Annotated in this window: 22 protein-coding genes; 9 read left to right on the top strand and 13 right to left on the bottom strand. The window is 71.6% G+C overall.

Annotated elements, in window-relative coordinates; translation table 11 throughout:
- Positions 1–11: 11 nt before the first annotated feature.
- From LQ940_RS07560 to LQ940_RS07540, 5 genes are all read right to left on the bottom strand, one after another.
- Positions 12–1,784: a proline--tRNA ligase gene (locus LQ940_RS07560; protein ID WP_231242385.1), complete on the bottom strand. Its 1,773-nt coding sequence runs from the start codon at positions 1,782–1,784 to the stop codon at positions 12–14.
- Positions 1,785–1,847: 63 nt separating this feature from the next.
- The gene (locus LQ940_RS07555; protein ID WP_231242384.1) at positions 1,848–2,696 is read right to left on the bottom strand and encodes a GNAT family N-acetyltransferase; all 849 of its coding nucleotides are present in this window, start codon (positions 2,694–2,696) and stop codon (positions 1,848–1,850) included.
- A gap of 44 nt (positions 2,697–2,740) precedes the next feature.
- The gene (ispG, locus tag LQ940_RS07550) at positions 2,741–3,892 is read right to left on the bottom strand and encodes a flavodoxin-dependent (E)-4-hydroxy-3-methylbut-2-enyl-diphosphate synthase (RefSeq protein ID WP_231242383.1); all 1,152 of its coding nucleotides are present in this window, start codon (positions 3,890–3,892) and stop codon (positions 2,741–2,743) included.
- Between the two features lie 85 nt (positions 3,893–3,977).
- Positions 3,978–5,327, bottom strand: coding sequence for a M50 family metallopeptidase (locus LQ940_RS07545; protein ID WP_231242382.1), 1,350 nt, complete (start codon positions 5,325–5,327; stop codon positions 3,978–3,980).
- Positions 5,324–6,433: a 1-deoxy-D-xylulose-5-phosphate reductoisomerase gene (locus tag LQ940_RS07540; protein WP_231242381.1), complete on the bottom strand. Its 1,110-nt coding sequence runs from the start codon at positions 6,431–6,433 to the stop codon at positions 5,324–5,326. The genes LQ940_RS07545 and LQ940_RS07540 overlap by 4 nt, the downstream gene beginning before the upstream one ends.
- A 12-nt stretch (positions 6,434–6,445) precedes the next feature.
- On the opposite strand from LQ940_RS07540, the gene gabT reads away from it, so the two are divergent.
- On the top strand, positions 6,446–7,765 hold the full coding sequence (gene gabT, locus LQ940_RS07535) for a 4-aminobutyrate--2-oxoglutarate transaminase (protein ID WP_231242380.1): 1,320 nt from the start codon (positions 6,446–6,448) through the stop codon (positions 7,763–7,765).
- A gap of 10 nt (positions 7,766–7,775) precedes the next feature.
- Here the strand turns inward: gabT and mctP are convergent, their stop codons facing one another.
- Positions 7,776–9,464, bottom strand: a complete 1,689-nt coding sequence (gene mctP, locus LQ940_RS07530) for a monocarboxylate uptake permease MctP (RefSeq protein WP_269217236.1) — start codon at positions 9,462–9,464, stop codon at positions 7,776–7,778.
- Positions 9,461–9,733 (bottom strand): DUF3311 domain-containing protein, encoded by a 273-nt coding sequence (locus tag LQ940_RS07525; RefSeq protein WP_231242379.1) that lies wholly within the window; start codon positions 9,731–9,733, stop codon positions 9,461–9,463. The genes mctP and LQ940_RS07525 overlap by 4 nt, the downstream gene beginning before the upstream one ends.
- A gap of 69 nt (positions 9,734–9,802) precedes the next feature.
- On the opposite strand from LQ940_RS07525, the gene LQ940_RS07520 reads away from it, so the two are divergent.
- From LQ940_RS07520 to LQ940_RS07510, 3 genes are read left to right on the top strand one after another with little or no spacing between them, the layout of a single operon-like run.
- Entirely contained in the window at positions 9,803–11,608 is a 1,806-nt protein-coding gene (locus LQ940_RS07520) for an N-acyl-D-amino-acid deacylase family protein (protein WP_231242378.1), read from the top strand.
- 38 nt (positions 11,609–11,646) lie between these two features.
- Positions 11,647–12,225, top strand: coding sequence for a winged helix-turn-helix domain-containing protein (locus tag LQ940_RS07515; RefSeq protein ID WP_231242377.1), 579 nt, complete (start codon positions 11,647–11,649; stop codon positions 12,223–12,225).
- Positions 12,222–13,001, top strand: coding sequence for an SRPBCC family protein (locus LQ940_RS07510; RefSeq protein WP_231242376.1), 780 nt, complete (start codon positions 12,222–12,224; stop codon positions 12,999–13,001). Before LQ940_RS07515 ends, LQ940_RS07510 begins: the two co-directional genes overlap by 4 nt.
- A gap of 31 nt (positions 13,002–13,032) precedes the next feature.
- Here LQ940_RS07510 and LQ940_RS07505 read toward each other — a convergent pair whose 3' ends face one another.
- Positions 13,033–13,890, bottom strand: a complete 858-nt coding sequence (locus LQ940_RS07505; protein ID WP_231242375.1) for an alpha/beta hydrolase — start codon at positions 13,888–13,890, stop codon at positions 13,033–13,035.
- A 217-nt stretch (positions 13,891–14,107) separates the two neighbouring features.
- On the opposite strand from LQ940_RS07505, the gene LQ940_RS07500 reads away from it, so the two are divergent.
- A complete protein-coding gene (locus LQ940_RS07500) occupies positions 14,108–15,067 on the top strand; it encodes a helix-turn-helix domain-containing protein (protein WP_231242374.1) in 960 nt (319 codons plus the stop codon).
- A gap of 22 nt (positions 15,068–15,089) precedes the next feature.
- Here LQ940_RS07500 and LQ940_RS07495 read toward each other — a convergent pair whose 3' ends face one another.
- Positions 15,090–15,704 carry a TetR/AcrR family transcriptional regulator C-terminal domain-containing protein gene (locus LQ940_RS07495; RefSeq protein WP_231242373.1) on the bottom strand — a complete coding sequence of 205 codons (615 nt, stop codon included), beginning with the start codon at positions 15,702–15,704 and terminating at the stop codon, positions 15,090–15,092.
- Between the two features lie 86 nt (positions 15,705–15,790).
- On the opposite strand from LQ940_RS07495, the gene LQ940_RS07490 reads away from it, so the two are divergent.
- From LQ940_RS07490 to LQ940_RS07480, 3 genes are all read left to right on the top strand, one after another.
- Positions 15,791–17,188 (top strand): serine hydrolase domain-containing protein, encoded by a 1,398-nt coding sequence (locus LQ940_RS07490; RefSeq protein WP_231242372.1) that lies wholly within the window; start codon positions 15,791–15,793, stop codon positions 17,186–17,188.
- Positions 17,189–17,291: 103 nt separating this feature from the next.
- Entirely contained in the window at positions 17,292–17,870 is a 579-nt protein-coding gene (locus LQ940_RS07485) for a M15 family metallopeptidase (protein WP_231242371.1), read from the top strand.
- Between the two features lie 98 nt (positions 17,871–17,968).
- The gene (locus LQ940_RS07480) at positions 17,969–19,612 is read left to right on the top strand and encodes a family 16 glycosylhydrolase (RefSeq protein ID WP_231242370.1); all 1,644 of its coding nucleotides are present in this window, start codon (positions 17,969–17,971) and stop codon (positions 19,610–19,612) included.
- A 10-nt stretch (positions 19,613–19,622) separates the two neighbouring features.
- On the opposite strand, the gene LQ940_RS07475 is transcribed toward LQ940_RS07480, so the two are convergent.
- The 4 genes from LQ940_RS07475 to LQ940_RS07460 all read right to left on the bottom strand — a co-directional run bounded on the left by LQ940_RS07475 (position 19,623) and on the right by LQ940_RS07460 (position 23,627).
- Entirely contained in the window at positions 19,623–20,786 is a 1,164-nt protein-coding gene (locus tag LQ940_RS07475; RefSeq protein WP_231242369.1) for a hypothetical protein, read from the bottom strand.
- A 5-nt stretch (positions 20,787–20,791) separates the two neighbouring features.
- Positions 20,792–22,471, bottom strand: a complete 1,680-nt coding sequence (locus LQ940_RS07470) for a formate--tetrahydrofolate ligase (protein ID WP_231242368.1) — start codon at positions 22,469–22,471, stop codon at positions 20,792–20,794.
- Complete coding sequence (locus tag LQ940_RS07465; protein ID WP_231242367.1) at positions 22,472–23,032, bottom strand: cyclodeaminase/cyclohydrolase family protein; 561 nt, start codon at positions 23,030–23,032, stop codon at positions 22,472–22,474. It abuts the gene before it with no gap.
- A gap of 73 nt (positions 23,033–23,105) precedes the next feature.
- Positions 23,106–23,627, bottom strand: a complete 522-nt coding sequence (locus LQ940_RS07460; protein ID WP_231242366.1) for a Dps family protein — start codon at positions 23,625–23,627, stop codon at positions 23,106–23,108.
- A gap of 116 nt (positions 23,628–23,743) precedes the next feature.
- Here LQ940_RS07460 and LQ940_RS07455 point away from each other — a divergent pair, with 116 nt between their 5' ends.
- Positions 23,744–24,460 (top strand): hypothetical protein, encoded by a 717-nt coding sequence (locus LQ940_RS07455; protein WP_231242365.1) that lies wholly within the window; start codon positions 23,744–23,746, stop codon positions 24,458–24,460.
- Positions 24,461–25,083: the final 623 nt, after the last annotated feature.

Below are 25,083 nucleotides of genomic sequence, written 5' to 3'. Positions count from 1 at the left end.
CGCCGCCCAGGTCAGGCGCGCACCAGGGCGACCAGGTGGTCGACGACGCGGTCGGCGGGGACCCCGACCCGCTCGCCGGTACGCCGGTCGCGGACCTCGACCGCGCCGGTCTCGGCGAGGGTCTTGCCGACGACCACGATCGTGGGCACTCCGATCAGCTCGGCGTCCTTGAACTTCACGCCGGGGCTGATCTTGCCGGCCCGGTCGTCGTAGAGGACCTGGACGCCGCAGGCGTCGAGCTCGTGGGCGATCCGCTCGGCGGCCGCGAACACGTCGGCGTCCTTGCCGGCCGCGACGATGTGGACGTCGGCGGGGGCCACGTTGCGCGGCCAGCACAGACCGGACTCGTCGAGCGTGCCCTCCGCGATGGCGGCGACGGCCCGCGAGGGGCCGATTCCGTAGGAGCCCATGGTGACCGTCACCAGCTTGCCGTTCTCGTCGAGGACCTTGAGCTCCAGCGCCTCGGCGTACTTGCGGCCCAGCTGGAAGATGTGACCCATCTCGATGCCGCGCGCGGACTCCAGGGTGCCCTCGTCGCAGTTGGGGCAGGCGTCGCCGTCGCGCACGTCGGCGGCCTCGATGGTGCCGTCGGGGGTGAAGTCGCGCCCGGCCACCAGGTCGAGCACGTGGCTGCCGTCGACGTCGGCGCCGGTGACCCAGCGGGTGCCCTCGACGACCCGGGGGTCGACCAGGTAGCGGATCTCGGAGGCGCTCTTCTCGCCGAGCACCCCGGGGCCGATGTAGCCCTTGACCAGCGCGGGGTGCTTGCGCAGCTCGGCCTCGTCCATGGGCTCGACCTCGATCGGCTCCAGTTGGCCCTCGAGGCGCTTGCGGTCGACCTCGCGGTCACCGGGCAGGCCGATGGCCAGCGGCTCGCGGGTGCCGTCGGGGTGCTTGAGCACGACCAGCACGTTCTTGAGGGTGTCGGCGGCCTCCCAGGGACGGTCGGCGCGCGGGAACGTGGCGTTGAGGTGGTCGACCAGGGTCTCGATCGTGGGCGTCGCGGGCGTCTGCTCGGCGTGCGCCGCGGGGGCGTCGTCGTAGGGCACGGGCGCGGGAGGACGGACCGTGACGGCCTCGACGTTGGCGGCGTAGTCACACGACGAGCACCGCACGTAGGTGTCCTCGCCCACGGCGGCGCGGGCCAGGAACTCCTCCGACTTGGAGCCGCCCATGGCGCCGGCGGTGGCCTTGACGATGACGTACTCGAAGCCGAGCCGGTCGAAGATCCGGATGTAGGCGTCGCGGTGGCGCTGGTAGCTGGCCTCCAGCCCGGCGTCGTCGACGTCGAAGGAGTAGGAGTCCTTCATGATGAACTCGCGTCCGCGCAGCAGGCCGGCGCGGGGGCGGGCCTCGTCGCGGTACTTCGTCTGGATCTGGTAGATCGAGAGCGGCAGGTCCTTGTAGGAGCTGTAGAGGTCCTTGACCACGAGGGTGAACATCTCCTCGTGGGTGGGCCCGAGCAGGTAGTCGTTGCCCTTGCGGTCCTGGAGCCGGAAGATGCCGTCGCCGTAGTCGGTCCACCGACCGGTGGCCTCGTAGGGCTCCTTGGGCAGCAGGGCGGGGAACGACAGCTCCTGCGCGCCGATCCCGTCCATCTCCTCGCGGATGATCGTCTCGATCCTGCGCAGCACCCGCAGGCCGAGGGGCAGCCAGGTGTAGATCCCCGGGGCGGCGCGGCGAATGTAGCCCGCGCGCACCAGCAGCCGGTGGCTCGGGACCTCGGCGTCCACGGGGTCCTCACGCAGGGTCCGCAGGAACAGGCTCGACATCCGCATCATCATGCGGTCAGGCTACTTCCGCAGGTGTTTGCTCCGCGCACCAGTTCCGGCGCGGAGCGCGCCGCCTCAGAACATCACGGTCGAGAAGCGCATCGTCTCCCGGAAGCCGACGGCCTCGTAGGCGCGACGTGCCGGCGTGTTCCACTCGTTGACGTAGAGCGAGACGACCGGCGCGATCTCGTGCTGGACGAAGTCGACGACCGCGGCCATGCCTGCCGTGGCCAGGCCCTCGCCTCGGCGGTCCGGAGGCACCCAGACGCCCTGGACCTGCGCGGCGTCCTCGGTGGCGCAGGCGACCTCCGCCTTGAACACCACGCGCCCCTCGTCGAAGCGGGCGAAGGACCAGCCCCGGCTGGTGAGCTGGCTGACCCGGGCGCGGTAGAGATCGGCGCCGCCCCCGGCCTCCGGGGACACTCCGACCTCCTCGGTGTACATGGCCACGCAGGCGGGGTAGAGCTCCGGCAGGTCCTGCCGCGTCGTACGGCGCACGCGATGGTCCGCCTCGACCAGCGGTGGGGTGTCGATGACCAGGTGCGGCTGCTCCCACCGGCACTCGCGGGGACTGCCCCACGAGTCGGCGACGCTGTCCCAGAAGACCCGGACGGCGTCGTGGGGCCCCACGATCGTGGAGACGCTGCGGCTGCGGGTCAGCGCTCGCTCGGCGAACGCCCGCGCGTCGTCGGCCGTGGCCTGGATCGGCACCAGGTTGGCACCGACGTGGCAGGCGGCGACCAGCTCACCGTTGGCGAAGCGGCCCCACACCTCTCCCCCGAGCCACCGGGGCTCGAGGCTGGTCGTGCGGGCGCGGTAGATCGCGAACACGTTGACCACCGGGTCCCGCTCGGCCAGCGCCAGGAACGCCTCGAGGTCGGCAGAGCCGAGGGGGCGTACGCCGTGGCGGGTGGTCGTCGGCACGAGGAGACTCTAGGCCGAAGTCCGCCCGGGGGCGACCGGCGTGCCTAGGAGACGGTGACCTGGGCCTCGGCGCCGTCGACGGCCTCCATGCCCTCGGCGATGCGCATGGCCTCCTCGATCAGCGTCTCCACGATCTGCGACTCGGGGACGGTCTTGATGACCTCGCCCTTGACGAAGATCTGGCCCTTGCCGTTGCCCGAGGCGACGCCGAGGTCGGCCTCACGCGCCTCACCCGGGCCGTTGACGACGCAGCCCATGACGGCGACGCGCAGCGGGACCTCCATGCCCTCGAGGCCGGCGGTCACCTGCTCGGCCAGGGTGTAGACGTCGACCTGCGCGCGGCCGCAGCTCGGGCAGCTGACGATCTCGAGCTTGCGCGGGCGCAGGTTGAGCGACTGCAGAATCTGGATGCCGACCTTGACCTCCTCGACCGGCGGGGCCGAGAGGGAGACGCGGATGGTGTCGCCGATGCCCTGGCTCAGCAGTGCGCCGAAGGCGGTCGCGGACTTGATCGTGCCCTGGAACGCCGGCCCGGCCTCGGTGACGCCGAGGTGCAGCGGCCAGTCCCCCTCGGCGGCCAGCAGCTCGTAGGCGCGCACCATGACCACGGGGTCGTTGTGCTTGACCGAGATCTTGAAGTCCCGGAAGCCGTGCTCCTCGAACAGCCCGGCCTCCCACTTCGCCGACTCCACGAGCGCCTCGGGCGTGGCCTTTCCGTACTTCTGCAGCAGGCGCGGGTCCAGCGACCCGGCGTTGACGCCGATGCGGATCGAGGTACCGCGGTCCTGGGCGGCGCGCGCGATCTCCTTCACCTGGTCGTCGAACTTGCGGATGTTGCCCGGGTTGACGCGCACGGCGGCGCAGCCGGCGTCGATCGCGGCGAAGACGTACTTGGGCTGGAAGTGGATGTCGGCGATCACCGGGATCTGGGAGTGCTCCGCGATCTCGGCGAGCGCGTCGGCGTCGTCCTGGCTCGGACAGGCGATGCGCACGATGTCACACCCGGTCGCGGTCAGCTCGGCGATCTGCTGCAGGGTCGCGTTGACGTCGGAGGTGAGCGTCGTCGTCATCGACTGCACCGACACCGGGTGGTCGCTCCCGACCCCGACCCTGCCCACCTGGATCTGGCGGGTCTTGCGGCGTGGGGCGAGCACGGGAGGCGGCGCCTCCGGCATGCCGAGGCTGATGGCGGTCATGGCCCCCAGGTTACTGGCCGGTGTCCGCGCGCTCCGCATTCGCCCGGGCCGCCTGCGGTGGTCGAGGCGAGCGCTCCGCGAGCGGCTACCCCTCGAGGTGCAGCGGCACGACCAGGTCGCCGACGATCAGCACGACGCCCATGACGAGCATCGCGGAGGCGACGACGTAGGCGACGGGGAGCAGCTTGGCCGCGTCGACGTAGCCGGGGTCGGGGCGGCCGCGCAGGCGCGCGAGGCGGCGGCGTACGGCCTCCCACAGCGCGCTGGCGATGTGGCCGCCGTCGAGGGGCAGCAGCGGGAGGAAGTTGAACATCCCGATGAAGAAGTTGAACCCCGCGATCAGCATCAACAGGAAGACGGCCTTGTCGGCGACCGGGAACTCGTCGTGGGAGACGGTCTCGCCCGCGAGCCGTCCGCCGCCGACGATGCTGACCGGTCCCGCGGGGTCGCGCTCCTCGAGGCCGACGATGGCCTGGGCGACGTCCCACACCTTGACCGGGAGCGTGGCGAGGGCCTGGACCGTGTCGACGGTCATGGCGCCCATCTGCTCCAGCGTGTAGGGCACCCCGCCGGTCTGGAGGTGGGTGGCGGGCTGGATGCCGAGGAAGCCGACCTGCTCCTCGGTGGCGTCGGTGGCCGAGGTCGGGCGGGCGGTGACGAGGGTGCTGGTGGTGAGCGTGAGCTCCTCGCCGCCGCGCTCGACGACGATCTCGGCGCGTCCGTCGTCGTTGCCCCGGATCAGGCCCTGGAGCTGGCGCCAGTCGGTGACCTCCTCGCCGTTGAAGGAGACGAACCGGTCGCCCTCGCGGAAGCCCGCCTCGTACGCCGGAGCCACCGGGTCCTCGTCGGTGCAGACGCGCCCCGCCTCGGCGGCGGGCACGACGCAGGCCTCGACCCGAGCCACCACCGGGTCGACCTGCGGGTCGCTGGGGTTGCCGTAGGTCGCGAACACCGCGCAGAAGATGAGGAAGGCGATCACGATGTTGACGGTCGGACCGCCCGCCATCACGACGACCTTCTTCCACGACGGGAGCTTGTAGAAGAGCCGCTCGGAGTCCTCGGGCTGCACGAGCTCCCACTCGGCGGCGCGGGCGTCGGAGATCAGCTGGGTGAACATCCCGGTGTTGGACTTGCGCACCCGGGTGACGGTGTTGCCGTCGGCGTCGACGGTGACCTCGTCGGCGAGCTGGTCGGCTCCGGGAGGCAGCATCCCGACGATCTTGACGTAGCCACCCAGGGGGATCGCCTTCACGCCGTACTCGGTCTCGCCGACCTGGCGGCTCCACACCGTGGGGCCGAAGCCGATGAAGTACTGCGTGACCTTCCCGCCGAACCTCTTCGCCGGGATCATGTGGCCGAGCTCGTGCAGGCCGATCGAGGCGAGGATGGCGACGACGAAGAGGACGACGCCGAGCAGGTAGTAGAGAGCGGTCACTCAGGTCTCCCTATCAAGGTGCGGGTCTCGGTGCGGGCCCAGGCGTCAGCGGCGAGGATGCCGTCGATCGTCAGGCCCTCCTCCGAGGGTACGTCGTGGCGCGCGAGGACGGCGGCGACGCTCGAAACGATGTCGGTGAACGCGAGCCGGCCCGCCCGGAACTCCTCGACGCACACCTCGTTGGCCGCGTTGTAGACCGCAGGCGCGGTGCCTCCGCGCTCCCCCGCCTGCCGCGCGAGCGACACCGCCGGGAACGCCTCGTCGTCGAGCGGGAAGAACTCCCAGGTCTCGGGACGGCTCCAGTCGACCGGCGCGGCGGCGTCCGGCACCCGGTCGGGCCAGGCGAGGCCCAGCGAGATCGGGATCAGCATGGTCGGCGGGCTGGCCTGGACCAGCGTCGAGCCGTCGAGGAACTCCACCATCGAGTGCACGACGCTCGTCGGGTGCACCACCACCTCGATCCGGTCGAACGGGATCCCGAACAGCAGGTGGGCCTCGATCACCTCCAGGCCCTTGTTGACCAGGGTCGCTGAGTTGATCGTGATGACCGGGCCCATGGCCCAGGTCGGGTGCGCCATCGCCTGTGCGGGCGTGACCCCCGCGAGCTCGTCGCGGGTGCGGCCGCGGAAGGGGCCCCCGCTCGCGGTGAGCACCAGGCGGCGCACCTCGTCGGGGCGACCGCCCCGCAGGCACTGCGCGAGCGCGCTGTGCTCGGAGTCGACCGGCACGATCTGGCCGGGCTTGGCCCGCTCCAGCACCAGCGGCCCGCCCATGATCAGCGACTCCTTGTTGGCCAGCGCGAGCGTGTTCCCGGCGTCGAGGGCGGCCAGCGTCGGGCGCAGCCCCACTGCCCCGGTGATGCCGTTGAGCACGACGTCGCACGACATCGAGGCCGCCTCGACGGAGGCCTCCTCCCCCAGACCTGAGAAGCGCGGGCCGAGCTCGGCGACCTGCTGCTCGAACAGCTCCGGCTGCGAGCCGCCCGCCGTCAGCCCGACAACACGGAAGCGGTCGGGGTTGGCGCGGACCAGCTCCAGGGCCTGGGTGCCGATGGAGCCGGTGCTGCCGAGGATCACGACGTCTCTCACGGCTCCATCCTCCCGCATTAGCCTGGGTCGATGAGCATCGCGCAGGAACGCCGCCTCGTGACTCCCGTCCCCGGGCCCGGGTCCCTGCTCCGGCTCGAGCGCAAGCGGCGACACGTCGCCGACGGCGTGGGCACGACGCTGCCGGTCTTCGTCGTCGAGGCGGGCGGCGGCGTGCTCGTCGACGTCGACGGCAACCACCTGATCGATCTCGGCTCCGGCATCGCGGTCACCACCGTGGGCAACGCCGCGCCGCACGTCGTACGCCGCGCGAGCGAGCAGCTGGCGGCGTTCACGCACACCTGCTTCATGATCACGCCGTACGACGGCTACGTCGACGTGTGCGAGCAGCTCGGCGAGCTGACGCCGGGCGGGCACGCCAAGAAGTCGGCGCTGTTCAACTCCGGCGCCGAGGCGGTCGAGAACGCCGTCAAGATCGCGCGCGTGGCCACCGGCAGGGACGCGGTCGCGGTGTTCGACCACGCCTACCACGGACGCACCAATCTCACGATGGCGATGACGGCGAAGAACATGCCGTACAAGAACGGCTTCGGGCCGTTCGCGGGCGAGGTCTACCGGGCGCCGATGTCCTACCCCTTCCGCGACGGCCTCTCCGGTCCGGACGCCGCGGCGCGCGCCATCGACCTGCTGGAGAAGCAGGTCGGCGCAGCCAACCTCGCCTGTGTGGTGATCGAGCCGATCCAGGGCGAGGGCGGCTTCGTCGTGCCCGCGCCGGGCTTCCTGCCCGCGATCGCCGCGTGGGCCGCCGCCCACGACGTCGTCTACGTCGCCGACGAGATCCAGTCCGGCTTCTGCCGCACCGGCGACTGGTTCGCCAGCGACCACGAGGGGGTCGTCCCCGATCTCGTGGCCACCGCCAAGGGCATCGCCGGCGGCCTGCCGCTGTCCGCCGTGACCGGCCGCGCCGAGCTCATGGACCGGGTCCACGTGGGCGGCCTCGGCGGCACGTACGGCGGCAACCCGGTCGCCTGCGCGGCGGCGCTGGGGGCGATCGAGGAGATGCGCGAGCACCATCTCACCGCCCGCGCCCGCGCGATCGGCGCGACGATGGCGAGCCGGCTCGCGGACCTGCGGGAGACCCACGCGGTCATCGGCGACGTGCGCGGCCGCGGCGCGATGATGGCCATCGAGCTGTGCGCGCCCGGGACCACCGAGCCCGACCCGGCCCGCACGGCCGCCGTTGCGGCCTACTGCCACGCCCAGGGCGTGGTGGTCCTCACCTGCGGCACCTACGGCAACGTCCTTCGCTTCCTGCCGCCCCTCTCCATCCCCGACGCCCTGCTGGCCGAGGGGTTCGCCGTCATCGCGGAGGCCTTCGCCGCCACCGCGTAGTGCCCGCCGCTCAGGTCGTCGTCTCCGGCTCCCCGCGGAAGACGTCGTCCTTGTGCGCGAGGTCGGCCTGGACGCGCGGGTCGTCGGCGTCGGCGAAGTAGTCGCCTGGCGAGGTGGCGTCGCGGCCGTTGGACACCTTGAGCGCGTTGAGCGCGAGGGTGAGGACAACGGTGACGATCAGGTTGAGCGCGAACGCCGTCATGGCGATGTAGCCCATCTCCCCCAGCCCTGGGATCTCGCCGAGCGAGCCACCGAAGTGCTTGCCGGTGACCGGGTTGATGACCTGGTAGGCCTTGACCGTGCCGTAGACCATGCCCGCACCCCAGCCGACCAGCAGCGCCGTGCGGTGGAACCACCTCGTGTAGAGGCTGAAGACGATCGCGGGGAAGGTCTGCAGGATCCAGATGCCGCCGAGGAGCTGGAAGTTGATCGCGTTCTGCTTGTCGAGGGTGAGCACGAAGACCAGCGCGAACGCCTTGACCACCAGCGACATCAGCTTGGAGACCTTGGCCTCCTGCTCGGGCGTCGCGTCCTTCTTCAGCCACTCCTTGTAGATGTTGCGGGAGAAGGTGTTGGCCGCCGCGATCGACATGATCGCCGCCGGCACCGGCGCGCCGATGGCGATCGCGGCGAACGCGACCCCGGCGAACCAGCCCGGGAAGAAGTCCTCGAACAGCTGCGGGATGACCAGCTGCGGGTTGACCTCGCCGTCGAGGCCGGTCGGGTCGGTGCCGGCGGCGATGGCGACCCAGCCGAGCAGCGCCAGCAGTCCCAGCACGAACGAGTACGCCGGCAGCAGGGCGGCGTTGCGTCGCACGGTGTTGCGGCTGCCGGACGACAGGCTCGCGGTGATCGAGTGCGGGTACATGAACAGCGCCAGCGCCGACCCGAGGCCGAGCGTCGCATAGGCCCACATCGCCCCGGAGCCGGGGATGAAGGAGCCCTGGGGCGCCTGGGTCACCTCGTTGGTGGCCGTCATCTTCTCCTCGGCCGCGCCGAAGATGCTGTCCCAGCCGCCCACCTGCGAGGGCAGGTAGACGATCGCGACGATGATGACGACGTAGATCAGGATGTCCTTGACGAACGCGATCACCGCGGGCGCGCGCAGGCCCGAGGAGTAGGTGTAGGCGGCCAGGACCGCGAACGCCACCAGCAGCGGCGCGTCCTTGGCGATGATGTTGTCCGAGCCGCCGACACCGGCCACCTCGAGCACCGCCTGGATGCCGACGAGCTGCAGGGCGATGTAGGGCATCGTCGCCAGGAAGCCGGTGACCGCGACGGCCAGCGACAGCGAGCGGTCGTCGTACCGCCCGCGGACGAAGTCGGCCGTGGTGACGTAGCCGTGGCGGTGGCTCACCGACCACAGCCGCGCCATGAAGACGAAGATGATCGGGTAGAGCACGATCGTGTAGGGCACCGCGAAGAAGCCGGCGACGGCTCCGGTCGCGAACATCGCGGCCGGCACGGCGACGAACGTGTACGCCGTGTAGAGGTCGCCGCCCAGCAGGAACCAGGTGATCCAGGTGCCGAACTTGCGCCCGCCCAGGCCCCACTCGTCGAGCGAGTTCAGGCTCTCGCCGCGCTGGAAGCGCGAGGCCATGAAGCCCAGCACGGTCACCACCAGGAACAGCACGATCAGCACGACCAGCGCGACGGTGTTGACCCCGCCGCCGGTCACCATCGCGGTCGGGGCGCTCACCGGTCCTCACCCCCTCGCGGGGCGCGGGCGGACAGGGTGAGCCGGTAGGCGCCCCAGGTCATGGCGGAGCAGAGGAACACCCACAGGAACTGGTACCAGAAGAAGAACGGGAAGCCGAACAGCTTCGGGTCCTCGCGGGCGTAGGAGGAGACCCACATGAGGGCGATGACGGGGATGGCGAGCAGCACCGCGGCTGCGGCCATCTTGCGCTTGTCGGTGACCGGGACGTCGGGCGTGCCGGCAGGAGGAGTGTCGTTCCCGAGGCTCATGCGCGGGGAGATTACCTGTGATCCGCATCACCTCTTGACGCGTGTCAACGACTCCGCTTCGATCGCGGGATGGCCTTCGACACGATCATCCGGGGCGGCACCTGGTTCGACGGGACCGGCGCCCCGCCCGCGCAGCGCCACCTCGGCATCACCGACGGTCGCGTGGTCGCGGTCTCGGCCGAGCCGCTGGACGAGACCGGCTGCCGCGAGGTCGTCGACGCCACCGGCCGGTGGGTGCTGCCGGGCATGGTCGACATCCACACCCACTACGACATCGAGGTGCTCAAGGACCCGCACCTGCTGGAGTCGCTGCGCCACGGCGTGACCACGATCCTGCTCGGCTCCTGCTCGCTCTCGACCGTCCACGTCGGCAGCGTCGACGCGGGTGACCTGTTCGGCCGGGTGGAGGCGATCCCCCGCCAGCACGTGATCGCCTCGGTCGAGGAGGCCAAGACCTGGTCCTCGGCGCACGAGTACGTCGCGGCGCTGGAGGCGCTGCCGCTCGGCCCCAACCTGGCGGCGTTCATCGGCCACTCCGACATGCGCACCGCGACCATGGGCCTGGACCGGGCCACCCGCAAGCAGGTCCGCCCCTCGCGCCACGAGCAGGCCCGGATGGAGTCGATGCTCACCGAGGCCCTCGACGCGGGCTTCGTCGGGATGTCGGCGCAGCAGCTGCTCTTCGACAAGCTCGACGGTGACGCGTGCCGCTCGCGCACGCTGCCGTCGACGTACGCGACGTGGCGCGAGATGCGCGGCCTGCGCCGGATCCTGCGCTCGCGCGAGCGGGCCCTCCAGGCGGGGCCGGACGCCAGCCACCCGCACACGATCGTCACGCAGGCGCTGGGCTCGATCGGACTGGGCTCCATCGGACTGGGACGGACCAAGCCGCTCAAGACCAGCCTGCTCTCGGCGGCCGACATCAAGGCCATCCCGTTCATCATCCACCTGATGCGACTGCTGGCCGCGGGCGTCAACCGGCTGGGCGCGGACTTCAAGTGGCAGCACCTGCCGGTGCCCTTCGAGGTCTACGCCGACGGCATCGACCTGGTGATCTTCGAGGAGTTCGGCTCCGGCGCCGCCGCCCTGCACCTGAAGGAGAAGGTGGCGCGCGACGAGCTGATGCGCGACGAGGGCTACCGGCGCCGCTTCCGCAAGGACTACGACTCCAAGTACGGCCCGCGCGTGTGGCACCGCGACTTCTTCGACGCCGAGATCCTCGCGTGCCCGGATGCCTTTGTCGTCGGCAAGTCCTTCGGCAAGGTCGGCCTCGAGCGCGGCGGCCTGCACCCCGTCGACGCCTACCTCGACCTGGTGCTCGAGCACGGCACCGCGCTGCGCTGGCGCACCACGATCTCCAACCACCGCCCCGAGATCCTGAAAAAGATGGCGCAGAGCCCGGGCGTCCAGATGGGCTTCTCCGACGCCGGCGCCCACCTGCGCAACATGGCCTTCTACAACTTCGGTCTCCGGCTGCTGCGTCACGTGCGTGACGCCGAGGTCGCCGGCCGGCCGTTCCTGCGCATGGAGCAGGCCGTGCACCGCCTCACCGGCGAGCTGGCCGACTGGTACGGCCTCGATGCGGGCCACCTGCGCGTCGGCGACCGCGCCGACCTGTTCCTGCTCGATCCCACCCGGCTCGACGACACGCTGGACGAGTACGCCGAGGCGCCCGTCGCGCAGTACGACGGCCTGTCCCGCATGGTCAACCGCAACGACGCCACCGTCCCGCTGGTCATGGTCGGCGGGCGCGTGGTCTGGCGCGACGGCGAGGCGACCGACGTACTCGGCAGGGAGCGGACGGGCAGCTTCCTGAGGGCCGGCGAGAAGGCCCCCGCCCGCCCGACCGTCGCGGAGGTCACGCCGGCACGCTGACCCTTGACAATAAAAGTTGTCAATGCCACCGTGGCGTCATGAAGGACGTCGAGGTCATCGAGAGCGCGCAGGCCGCGGCCGTGGCGCTGGACCCGATCCGGGCGCGGCTGCTCGGCGAGCTCTCCGTGCCGACCTCGGCCGCAGGCCTCGCGGCCCGGGTCGGCATCGCCCGCCAGAAGGTCACCTACCACCTCAAGGCCCTCGAGCAGCACGGGCTCGTCGAGCTCGCCGAGGAGCGCCGGCACGGCGGCATCACCGAGCGGGTGCTGCAGGCCTCGGCCGCGTCGTACGTCGTGTCGCCGGCGGCCGTCAGCGCGTCGGCGGCCGACCCGGACGCCAACGCCGACCACCTGTCCGCGGGCTACCTGGTCGCCCTGGCGGGTCGGCTGGTGCGCGAGGTCGGCGCCCTGGCCCGACGGGCCGGTGCGTCCGGCAAGCGGCTTCCGACGCTGACCATCGACACCGAGATCGGCTTCCGGTCGGCCGCCGACCGGGCCGCCTTCGCCGACGACCTGACCGCCGCGGTGCTCGACCTGGCCGCTCGCTACCACCACGACGACGGGCGACCCCACCGGCTGCTCGTGGCCGCCCACCCACTCCCCGAGGAGAGCGCATGAGCACCACCCCGCACGTCCCGTACCGCCTGGAGTTCAGCGTCGAGGTGCCCGGCACACCGGAGCAGGTGTGGCGGGCCATCGCCACCGCCCGAGGCATGAGCGCGTGGTTCCTGCCGACCGAGCTGGAGGAGCACGAGGGCGGCTCCCTGCACTTCAGCATGGGCCCCGAGATGGGCTCGGACGGCCAGGTCACCGGCTGGGACCCGCCACGCCGCCTCGCCTACGAGGAGGACTGGGCCGCCCTGATGGGCAAGAGCCCCGACGAGCTCAGCCCGCTGACGTCGGAGTTCCTGGTCGAGGCACGCTCCGGCGGCACCTGCGTCGTCCGCGTGACCAGCAGCGGCTTCGGGACCGGCGCCGACTGGGAGGCGGAGTTCTGGGAGGACATGGGCGCCAGCTGGAAGCCGTTCTTCGACAACCTGCGGCTCTACCTGTCGCACTTCCCGGGGCAGGAGGCCACGCAGCTCGAGGCCACCGCCTCCCGCCCCGGCGACGTCGCGACGCTCTGGAAGAGCCTCTCCGACGCGCTCGGGGCGGTCGAAAAGGGCGCCGCGGTCCAGGTGCGCGACACCTCCGGCACCGTCGAGCGGCTCGGCGAACGGCAGGCGCTGGTGCGACTCACGGCGCCGGTGCCCGGGATGCTCAGCGCCTTCGTGTTCGACGAGGCCGACGGCAAGGCGACGCTGGGCGTGCGTGGCTACCTGTTCTCCGCCGACGCCGCCGACTACGTACGGCGTGAGGAGCCGGCCTGGCGCGCCTGGCTCGAGGAGCTCTGACGCGCCTCGACCACCGACGGACGACCCCGCCTCATCCAGCGGGCTGGTGGGAGACGCTCGCGTGCGCGAGCGCCCAGTCGAGCGCCTGGTCGGCGACGGCCTCCCACCCGGGCTCGGCGCAGGTCCAGTGCGACCGGCCGTCGAGCAGCCGGTACTCGGTGATCGCACTCGACCTGCGGTACTTGCGGGCGTTCGACTCGTTCACCGACGGCGGCATGATGTGGTCCTCCCCGCCGGCGAGGAACAGCAGCGGCGCGCGGTCGTCGTTCGCGTAGTCGACCCACGTCTCCTGAGGGCCGGGCTTGAAGTTGGCGATGAGGCCGTACTCCCAGACCCACCGGCCGGGCGCCGCGATCGCGTACCGGTCGTACGCGGCCCGGGCGGCGGCCTCGTCAAGGGTGTTGGTGAAGGCGTAGTGGAACTGCTCGGGGGTGAAGCCGACCGCCTGGTGCCGCTTCGCGGGGTTGTTCAGCGCCGGGAAGAGCGACCTGACCTGGGACAGCGGGTTGCGCCGCACGCCCTCGGTGGGCGCGGAGTCGATGGCGACGCCGGCCGCCCCCAGGCCGCGGGCGAGCAGCATCTGGGTCAGCGCCCCGCCGAAGGAGTGACCCATGATGATCGGTGGCCGCTCCACGGACCGGACCACGGCGGAGAGGTGCTCGATGGTGTCGGTGATCGAGCAGTCCGCGATCACGCTGGGGTCCCCGCGCAGCGCCTCGACCTCGATCTCGAAGCCCGGGTACGCCGGGGTGAGGACCCGGAAGCCGCGCGCCTCGTAGTGCGGCACCCACTGCTCCCAGCTGCGCGGGGTGACCCAGAGCCCGTGGACGAGCACGATGGTGTCGGGGCCGTCGGGGGGCGTGGCGGGGGTGGTCTCGTCGGTGCTCATCGGTCCTCCAGGTGGGTGGGTCAGTGGGAGATGAACTCGAGCAGGGCCACGCTCACACGAGCGCACTCCGCACCGGAACGGTCCTGCGTGCCTGACGGTCGGCCTCGAGCGCCGGATCTCGGCCGCCGGAGCGAGGAGAGGACCGTTGCCCGGGGGCGGAGGGGCGGCCTACATTGGACGGCGAAGCGCCGCGTACCCCCGTGGAAGGCAGGGACGCATGGCCGTCCTCCTCGACACCGCAGCCGTCGATCGCCGCGATCGGTACGAGGTCTTCCGCGCCGCGATGGCCGAGGCGTCGGGCGCGACGGGCATCGAGCTGGAGACCGGCACGCATGGCGTGGTCGGCCGCATGGAGCTCGCCGAGCTCGGCGAGACCCGCGTCTTCACGGCTCGCAGCACCGGCATCACTATGCACCGCGACGAGCGCACGGCCCGGGCCGCCTCCCCCGAGGCGGTCGCCATCGCCGTGCACGGCGACGGTGTCGGCCGGCTCCAGACGGGTGAGCGTCGACGACTGGTCCACACCGGCGACCTGATGGTGGTCGACGTGACCCGGCCCTTCGACTTCGCCTGGTCGGGCTGGGGCTCCTCGGTCTCCCTACAGGTGCCGATCGCCCGGCTCGGGCTTCCGCTCGAGGTCGTCCAGCGGGCGTCATCCCGGCTGCCGTGCAGTCCCCTGCACGGGATCGTCAGCCGGTACCTCGTCGAGCTCACCCAGGACGCCGAGCGCCTCAGCGCCTCCGCCGCCGCGCCGCAGCTGGGCGAGGCGAGCATCCAGCTCGTGCGCGCACTGCTGAGCGGCGCCGTCGCCGACGGCGGCCGCGACCCCGACGTCCTCGACCAGACGCTGGCCGCCCAGGTCCGCGCCTACGTCCACCAGCACCTGCGCGACCCGGGTCTCGATGCCGACCAGGTCGCCGGGGCGTTGGCGGTCTCGCGGCGCCAGCTCTTCCGGGCGTGCGCCGAGGCGGGGTTCAGCCTCGAGCAGCACGTCATCGCCCAACGGCTCGCCGGGGCGAGGGCCGAGCTGGCGAGCGCCCCCGCTCACCGCCCCATCTCGCAGGTGGCGCGGTCGTGGGGCTTCAAGGACACTACCCACTTCGGCCGCCGGTTCCGTGCGGCGTACGGCGTGCTGCCTCGCGACTGGCGCACGCAGGCGGTCGCCGAGGCGAGGTGAGCCGGGCGCTCCGGCTGCGCAGCTACCGGGTCGCGGCCTGCCGAGCGACCTGCGCCCGGAGCCCGGCGACGAGCGTCTCCAGGCTGAACGCCCACGCGGTGGTCGGATCGTGCTCCTCGAGAGCGTGGAACTGCGGGAACGTCTCGTCCGGAAGGTCCTCCATGGCGGTCTCCAGGAGCTCGCCGCGGGCCACCATGCTGCGCTCGGCGCCGACCATGAGCGCGATGTAGGCGACCGACTTCACGGCGTTGTAGGCGTCCTCGGTCGACAGCCCGGCCTCGCTGAACGCGGCCATCGCGACCTCGAAGGAGGCGGCGGCGCGGGGGCCCTGGACGGGGCGGCGGGAGAACGCGGTGAAGGCGCCCGGGTGCTGGGTGGCCAGGGTGCTCATGGCGGCGAAGAAGCTGCGCGCCCACTCCTCCCACGCCACGGGCGTCACGGGCAGGTGCGCCTCGTCCAGGAGGGTGTCGACGATGCCGTCGGTGATGGCGTCGCGGGTGGCCACGTGGTTGTAGAGCGAGGTGACGTGGACGCCCAGCTCCCCCGCGATCTTGCGCAGGGTCACCGCGTCGAGCCCGTCGCGGTCGGCCATGGACACCGCGCAGGCCAGGATCCGCTCTCGCGTCAGCGCCGCCACCGGGGGAGCATATCGCCATTGACAGGAGTACCTACAGTGTAGGTATGGTGAGACCTACAGTGTAGGTAACCCACCGAGGAGTCCCCATGTCCGCCACGTTCACGCACCAGGAGCTCGAGCAGAAGCTCGGCGAGCTCATCCGCAAGCACGACGTCCCGGGCGCCCAGCTGGCCGTCCTCGACGGCGACGCCGTCACCGAGGTCGCCGCCGGCGTCCTCAGCCTGAGGACGGGGGCACCCACCACCACCGACGCCCTCTTCCTGCCCGGCTCGATCGGCAAGCTCTACACCGCGACCCTGGTGATGATGCTCGTCGACGAGGGCAAGCTCGACCTGGACACCCCGATCCGGACCTATCTGCCCGACTTCGAGGTCGCCGACCACCACGCTCGCGACACCGTCACCGCGCGCGACCTACTGACCCACACCAGCGGCTTCGACGGGGACCACTTCACCGACACCGGCCGCGGCGACGACGCGCTGGCGAAGTACGTCGCCGGCTGCGCCGACCTGCCGCAGATCGCTCCCCCGGGGCTGATCTGGAGCTACAGCAACAGCGGCTACTCGATCCTCGGCCGCGTGGTCGAGGTCCTCATGGGCACGCCGTTCGAGGAGGCGCTCCGTGAGCGGATCTTCACTCCCCTGGGACTGCAGCACAGCGTCTGCTTCGCCGACGAGGCGATCGTGCATCCCGTCTCGGTGGGGCACGTCCCCGACCCGGAGGACCCGGCCACGCTGGTGGTCAGCCCGACCTGGGGCCTGTGGCGGGCGTTCGCCCCGATGGGCAGCGCGTTGGTGGCGTCGGCGGGCGACGTACTCAAGTTCACGCAGCTGCACCTGGACGGCGGCGTCGCCCCCGACGGCACCCGGCTCCTGGACGCCGGCCTGGCCGCCAGCATGCTCGAGCAGCAGGTCGCCCTGGTCGACGACACCGTGCTCGGGCAGGGCTGGGGGCTCGGCTGGATCCTCGACCACTGGGGCGAGGTCTCCGTGGTCGGCCACGACGGCAACTCCATCGGGCAGAACGCCTTCATGCGCGTGAACCCCGAAGAGCGGTTCGGCTTCTGCCTGCAGACCAACGTGGAGAGCGCGCTGAACCTCTACCGCGAGCTGGCCGACTGGCTCTACGGCCGGCGCCTCGGCGTCGGCCCGCGACCCGACCCGGCCGCGCTCGAGGACGTCGCGGTGACCGACCCCGACCGCTACACCGGCAGCTACCACCGCGAGGGCCTGACCTTTGAGATCCGCGCGAGCGACGAAGGACACCTGCTCGCCACGGTGACGCCGTCGCACGGGGTCGCGCAGGACCAGGGCTGGCCGCCGATGATCGACCTGCCCCTCGTGCCGGTCGTCCGCGACGACTCGTTCCTGCTCAAGCTGCCGATCGCCGACGCCGACCTGCTCGCGGCGTTCTTCAACCCCGACGAGGTCGGTGGCCGGCCGACGTACATGCACTTCGGGGGCCGGGCGCACCGGCGGGTCTGACCTGTCGGGGTAGCCGCCCGGAGGAGCCAGGAGGGCCTCCGGGGCGGCACGGCGGTACCTGCGAGGGAGGTCCGGGCCGGGCCCGGCTGGAAGCGTCGACGCCATGACCTACCAGCGCTCACGTTCCCTGCTCATCGGCGTCCTGCTGCTCGTCGCCGTCGTCACGCTGGCCTGTGGCGGCGGCGACGGGGAGGCGGGCGACCGGTCCGCCCCGTCCGGGTCGAGCGACGTACCCCCGGCGCCGGCCGGCGACCTCCCCGCCACGGACGGTGAGGCCGGCGCGTTCGACACCAGCCGGGCCGGCGTCGCGCGTCTGGACCCCGATCTGCGCGAGGCGGTCGTGACGGCCGCGCGCGACGCGCGCCGCGCGGGGGTGCCGATGGTCGTCACCAGCGGCTGGCGCAGCCGTGAGCACCAGCAGCGCCTCTACGACGAGGCCGTCGCCACCTACGGCAGCGACGAGGAGGCACGACGCTATGTCGCCACGCCGGACACGTCGGCGCACGTCACCGGCGACGCCGTCGACCTCGGACCGACCGACGCCCTCAGCTGGCTGAGCCAGCACGGGTCCCGCTACGGCCTGTGCCAGACCTTCGCCAACGAGATGTGGCACTACGAGCTCTCCACGAGCCCCGGCGGCGAGTGCCCGCCGATGCTGGCCGACGGCAGGAGTCGGGGCTAGGTGCCGGCGTTTGCCTGAAACCCCTCCCGTGACCGGGACGCGGGGTGATCATGGTGGTACTGCAGGGCACACCCCACACCCACCTCGCGGAGCGCACCGTGGCCACACACCCACCCACCCCGCCGTCGAGCCAGACACCGCTAGGCGGTCGCCTGCGCCGCGCGCGGGCCGCCGGGCTCGCCCTGACGCTGACGGTCTGCGCGCTCGCGACGGTCACGGCCACCTCCAGCGCGACCGCGACCCCCGCACCCGCCGCCGCACCCGCCGCCTCGACGTCCGAGCGCGCCGTCGGCACGCTCACCGTCTCCCCCGCGGTGCACGTGGCCGGACAGGCGGTAACCTTCCAGGGCAGGCTGCCCAAGCCCGGGCGGCGGGCGATCCGCCTGCAGTTCCACATGAACCGGCCGGGCGACAAGTGGACCGACGTCAAGAACGGCAAGGCGAGGACGAGCGCGTCGGGGGCCTTCAAGTTCCGCTTCCCGGCGCCGTCGATGTTCAAGATCAGGTACCGCGTGGCGGGCGGCGGCATGGTGACCGCGCCGCACCTCTTCTACGCCAAGCCGCAGGCGGTGTCGCTGTCGGTCAACGGGCAGGACGAGAAGGACCAGTTCGTGACCGTGCCGCCCGCCCTCCCCTACACCGTGGAGGTCGACTCCGCCGCGGACCTCTACCCGGCTCGCCGCCTCGAGCCCCCGACGTTCGCCGGACGGGTCATCACGCTGCAGGAGCGCGTCAACGGCAACCAGTGGCGCACCGTGGCCACCCGCAAGGCCGACGCTGCCGGCATCGCGCTCTTCCCCCTCACCGCGGCACCCGCCGGCGAGCGCGTGCTGCGCGCCCGGGCCGAGGACGTCACCGCGGGCGGGCACAGGATCGGCTGGACGCCCTCGTGGCCGACGTACGTGCGGTTCGCTTCCTCCGACCTCCCCATCCGAGAGGACGACGGTCCGGACCGCGCGGCTCGCGTCCGCGCCGCGACCGCGCCCGACTCGAGCCGCTACGGCGTCGCGAGCTCCAGCTGGGGCTGGCACACGCCGCGCTACGACTGGGCGTGGGAGTTCGGCGAGTCGCTCACCTCGGCGCCCTTCCGAGGCCAGGTGCTCAAGGGGAGGTGGCTGGATGCGTCGAGCGGCAGCGGGCGGGCCTCCGTCTTCAACGGCGCGCTGGCCTTCCAGAGCCGGCTGATCCTCAAGGGCGAGGGTGACCGCGGCACCACGTCGGCCACGGTGAGCGGCAACGCCCAGACCTACGGCCGCTGGGAGTTCAGCGCCTGGCAGAACGTCTTCGAGGACGGGGCGCGCAACTACCGGATGCGGCTGGAGCTGGTCCCCCAGGGCGCTGCGGCCGTCGCGTGCTCACCCGAGGCGATCCAGGTCGCCGACATGGAGATCGGCTCCAGGTCGTACTCCGTGGGGGTGCGCTCCGCGCGGGCCAAGGCGCAGTGGAGGCACACGAAGACCTCGACGCCGGCCGCGAGCGGCGTGCACGCGTTCGCGGTCGAGGTGGCCAAGGACCACATCACCTGGTTCTTCGACGGCAAGGCCTTCGCGACGGTGAAGCGGAACGCGCTCGCCGGCAAGGCACTGGTGCCCCGGATGAGCCTGGTCGGCGCGGACGACGCCACGGAGCACAACGGCAGCCAGTTCTCCGTCGACTGGGTGCGTGCCTGGTCGCTCAAGACGGGCAGGCAGGCCAGGACAGGGAAGGTGCTGGGCAAGAGCGCCTACTCCGCCACCTGCTGAGCCGCGGCGCCTAGCCCCAGGCGGGCTTCCACGAGGTGGCCCCGACCTCGGGCGGGTCCTCCAGATCCATCCGTTTCGACACCGCCGCGACGAGAGCGCAGGCATCCTCGAGCGCGAGCCGCTCCGGGTGGGGCTGCCCGAGCGAGTCGAGCGGGCGGAGGATCACCGCGGTGGTGCGGTCGTGGAGGCGACGGACCCGGACGCCCCTGGCGCTGTCGGTGATGGAGTAGGTGATCTCGAGCAGGTTGCGGTTCGCCTGGGACCACCACGCCAAGCCGTCCTCCTCCAGTCGGTGGAGGTGGTGCCTGAGGTTGTTGAGGTAGCGGCCCGGCACGTCGTTGGTAGGCCCTCCGCCGATGAAGCGGATCTCGGCGCGGTCGGGCACCCACCCCTCTGCCGTAATCTCGACCGCCGGCAGCGACTCCGGCGGCGCCCCTTCGGCCCGGGTCCGGCCGAGCGGCGCGTCCGACGACGCCGTGCGTGGCGTCCACCTCAGCTCGGTGGTGCGACCTTCGAGGCTGTCGATCGAGGGCACCATGGTGAGCTCCTGCCCCACCCAGCGCAGCGTCTTGGTGCTGCGCACGAAGCCCGCTGAGGTGCAGTACGCCGGCGCCTCGGGCGAGCGCAGCACGCTCGCCCCCTCCACTCCCCGCTCTCGGACCTCGATCACCGCACGTCCGAAGGCGTCGTCCTGCAGCCAGAACGTCCCTCGTGCCTCTCGGCGCCGGTCAGGGCTGGCCTTCCAGGCGCTGTGCCAGAGGAACTCGTGGCCGGACTCCCGCACCTGCTGGGCGGCCCGGTCCAGGTCGTCGAGTGACCAACCTCGGTGGGGCGCGAACGCCACCATCACGCCGTGCAAGATCTGCAGTGCCACCTCGGCCCGACTCTCGGCGCTGAGAGTGGCGAGCGAGGCCGGCACCAGGGCCCGCGCCGACTCGTAGCCCTCGGAGAAGTCCAGGTGGACCTCGACGCTCACGCTCTGCTGACCCTCGGGCGCCGAGCCCACGAACACGCGCACCTCCGAGGCATAGCCCGTGAGCGAGAGGCCCAGCACCGCCTCGCTGTAGGCCTCGGCCACGCGGCGTCCACTCCTCACCAGCGCGTCGCAGGCGTCGTCCGCGATCCAGCGACGGTCCCGGAATCCCGTCGGCGGGTAGAACGCCACGTACCTCACCCGGGTCAGGACAGGCCCACGATCGTGCCGTCGTCGAGCAGGTCGATCCGGGAGGCGGCGGGGGTCGGCGGCAGGCCGGGCATCGTCATCACGTCCCCGCACACGAGCACCACGAAGCCGGCGCCGGCCGAGAGCCGCACCTCGCGCACGTGCAGGTCGTGACCGGTGGGCGCTCCACGCAGGGTCGGGTCGGTCGAGAACGAGTACTGCGTCTTGGCGACGCAGACCGGCAGTCCGCCGTACCCCTCGGCCTGGAGCCGGTCGAGGCGCCGTTTGGCCTTGCCGTCCCAGGTCACGCTCGAGGCGCCGTAGAGCCGGTGGGCGAGCGTCTCCACCTTCTCCCGCAGCGGGAGGTCGTCGGGATAGGTGAAGGAGAACGTCGACGGGTCGGAGCCGTCGAGCAGGTCGAGCACCCCCTTGGCCAGGTCGGTGGCCCCGGCGCCGCCGTCGACGAAGTGGGTGGCGGGGTAGGCCGCGACCCCCACCGCGTCGACCAGCTCGACGACCCTGGCGACCTCCGCGTCGGTGTCGGAGGGGAAGCGGTTGAGGGCGACCACGCAGGGGATCCCGTAGACCTCGCGCACGTTGCGCAGGTGCCGCTCGAGATTCTCCATGCCGCGCTCGACGGCGCTGAGGTCCTCGCGCTCCAGGTCGGCCACCTCGACGCCGCCGTGGAACTTCAGCGCGCGCACGGTAGCCACGACCACCGCGGCGTCGGGGCGGAGCCCGGACTTGCGGCACTTGATGTCGACGAACTTCTCCGCACCGAGGTCGGCCCCGAAGCCGGCCTCCGTGACGACGTAGTCGGCCAGCCGCAGCGCCGCGCGGGTGGCGACGACCGAGCTGCAGCCGTGCGCGATGTTGGCGAACGGTCCGCCGTGCACGAACGCCGGGGTGTGCTCGAGGGTCTGCACCAGGTTGGGCGCGAGCGCGTCGCGCAGCAGGACCGCCATGGCCCCGTGGGCATCGAGGTCGCGCGCCGTCACCGGCCTCTTGTCCCGGGTGTGGGCGACCACGATGTCGCCGATCCGGCGCTTGAGGTCGGCCCACGACTCGGTGAGGCAGAAGATCGCCATCAGCTCGGAGGCCACCACGATGTCGAAACCGTCCTCGCGCGGGTAGCCGTTGGCCGGACCGCCGAGGCCGACCACGACCTCGCGCAGCGCGCGGTCGTTGAGGTCCAGCACGCGCTTCCAGTCCACCGACCGGACGTCGATGCCGAGCGCGTTGCCGTGGTGGAGGTGGTTGTCGATCAGCGCGGCCAGCAGGTGGTTGGCGGCCGCGATCGCGGCGAAGTCACCGGTGAAGTGCAGGTTGATGTCGCTCATCGGCACCACCTGGGCCCAGCCGCCGCCGGCGGCACCGCCCTTCATGCCGAAGACCGGGCCCATCGACGGCTCGCGCAGGCAGGCCATCGCGTTGAGCCCCAGCCCGCTCAGCGCATCGGCCAGCCCGACCGTGGTGGTCGTCTTGCCCTCCCCCGCCGGCGTCGGCGACAGGGCCGTCATCAGGATCAGCTTGCCGGCCGGGCGCTCCTCGAGGGACCGCAGGTAGCCCAGGTCCACCTTCGCCTTGTGATGTCCGTACGGCACCAGGTGGACCGGGTCGATCCCCAGCCGCTCTCGGGCAACCTGGGCGATGGGCTGCAGCTCGGCGGCGTTCGCGATCTCGATGTCCGACAGCACTCAGTCCCTCTCCTTGGTGACGCCCATGCGCCGCAGCAGTCGCGAACGGTCGTCGGACTCCGGCAGTCCGCGCAGGTTGGAGCCGACGTTCATCCGCGCGATGGCGCACCCGGCCCTGGCCACCTCGCCCGCCGCGACCAGATCGGCGAGCAGGCCGGCCTTGGCCGCGGGCCGCAGCCGGTCGATCAGGACCAGCACCTCGACCGCGGTCTCCACGACCTGCGCCTGCGGCTCGGACGCGCCCAGCAGCGCCGTACTCACCACGGCGCGCCGCTGCTCGTCCTCGCTGGGAACGCCGCGGGGGCGCGCCCAGGCCTCGGCCACGGCGGCGAAGGCTCGCTCGTCGTCGACCATCAGCTGCTGCGAACGGACGACCAGCCGGTCCGCCCGCTCGACGAGGTCCGGGAGCTCGCAGTAGCGGGCCACCATCGCCACCAGCGCCGCGGCCTGGGCGGTGCACAGCGCCGCGACCGAACCCCCGGCCGGGGTCGGGGTCCGGGCGGCGAGGCGGTCCAGGAGGTCGGTGACCGTCCCGGTGTCCGGCTGAGCGTCGTGCACCACGTGGCCACGCTAGTGCCGCCGCCCTCGGCGGACCAGGGGCGGCGGTGCTCAGGTGGCCGGACTCAGGCCAGGGTCACTTGTGCATCGAGCGGGGGATGCTGGCGTTGGCGACGCGGTTCTCGGAGTCGATCATCCAGGCGAGCTGCTCGAGCCGCTCGAGGATCGTGTGCAGGATGTCGGCCGAGGTCGGGTCCTCCGCGTCCACGTCGTCGTGGATCCGGCGGGCCGTGCCTGCGGTCGCGTAGAGGGCGGCCACGATCGCGTCGACGGTGTCGGCCGTGTCGATCTCCTCCGACGAGACGTCGGGGAGGCTCGTGGTCGCGGCGACGGTCTTCGAGCGCGCGTCGGGGGTGATGTAGATGGCGCGCATCCGCTCCGCGACCACGTCCGAGAACTCGCGGGCCGCGTCGACGACCTCGTCCAGGACCAGGTGGGTGTCGCGGAAGTTCTTGCCGACGACGTTCCAGTGCAGCTGCTTGCCCTGCAGGTGCAGGTCGGTGAGATCGACGAGGAGCTGCTGAAGGTGGGCGCCGAGCCGGGTGGAGGCCTGGAAGGCCGGGTGAGCGGTGTGCTGGGGGTGCATGGTCTGGGTCATGGTGCGCCTCTCTTCTCTACCTACGTGGTGCAGTGCTCCGCATCCTTCCCTCTTTTCTGGATTCATTCCAGTAAGGGGAGCCTGCCCTGAGCGCGCGTCCTGTCTAGGCTGCCGCCGTGAGCTTCTACCTGCCGCGCGACGCCGACTACCAGTGGGTGAAACGCCTGCGTCGCGGCGACGAGCGCCTCGACCCGGTCTTCGACACCTTCGTCGCCCGCTTCCGCGACCGGTTCGGCGTCACCCCCCTCGCGGTCAAGGTGGACGCGCTAGCCATCCCCCGCAGCACGGGGCACAGGCCGCGGCTGCTCGTCGTACTGGAGCGGAAGGAGCAGCACGACGCCTTCCACACCGGCGAGTTCGACACCCCCGACCGCGACAAGCACGACGCCGTGAAGCGGATCTTCGTCGAGTCGATGGCCGACGTCGACCTGCACGCCCGCTTCGCGCTGCCGGGCGGGGCCGCAGGCCCGATCGGCCCCGACGGGATCTTCGGGTACTTCCGCGACTTCGAGACCGTCGCCAAGCTCGACGCCCACGCCCAGGTGCAGGGCGCCGAGCTGGACGACTTCGTCGCCGCCCTCGACCTCGGCGACCGCTTCTGGTGCACCAACCGCTTCGCCGGTCCGCCGATCGTCTTCGTCCACACCAGGGCGCAGGCGGAGGCGCTGGCCACGCCTGCCGTTGCTCGGCGTTGGGCCGACCTGTACTGGCCGTACGTGAAGGCGCACGACGAGTTCGACTACCTGCGGCGCGACGAGATCACCGTCCCCGTCGACAGCAGGCAGAGCTTCGAGGAGGGGTATGAAGCGAACTGGTACTACTACTTCAAGTGAGCGGATGGAGGGCATCGCGTGACGTCGATTCATCGCTCCGAGAAGATGCCGGCTGAGCGCTGATCGGCCGGCCGAGCGCTCCGTAGGGACGTCAACCACCGCGCGAAGGCAACTTTGTCCCCGTCCGGACGCGTCTCCATGACACGCGGTGATGGTGACGGACGGAGGCGGCATGACAGTCGAAGGCTGCATAAGCGCGGGCGTCGTTGTCGCGTTGTTCGCCGTGGGGACCGCATGCGGAAATGACCCCGACGGTCGCGCTTTGGAGGAGGAGTCCCCTTCCGCGCCAGCATCATCGGCGTCACCCGAGAAGTCACGGCCGACTAGCCCTTCCGAGAAGGATGTGCGCGTAGCGGTGCCCTCGCACTGCGGGGTCCTCGGTCTCACCGTCAAGGGTCGCCTGTGGCTCGCTGACCCACCACTCGGAGATCACAACCCGCCCCGGGGCTGGGATGAGAACGAGACAATGGGGGTCTTCGTCCAGACGGGTCCAGGACGCGCGACCTTCGAGGCCGATGGCGGTCAGAGTGCATCCTTCCGACGCGCTCCGCTCAGCGCCGAAGACCCCAACGCTGGCTGTGAGTAACCAGCCAGAGAACGGTCGCTCTCGGGACAGTCCGGAC

The organism is Nocardioides sp. cx-173 (assembly GCF_021117365.1).
Classification (GTDB): domain Bacteria; phylum Actinomycetota; class Actinomycetes; order Propionibacteriales; family Nocardioidaceae; genus Nocardioides.
This window is presented reverse-complemented; position numbering and strand designations above follow the sequence as displayed.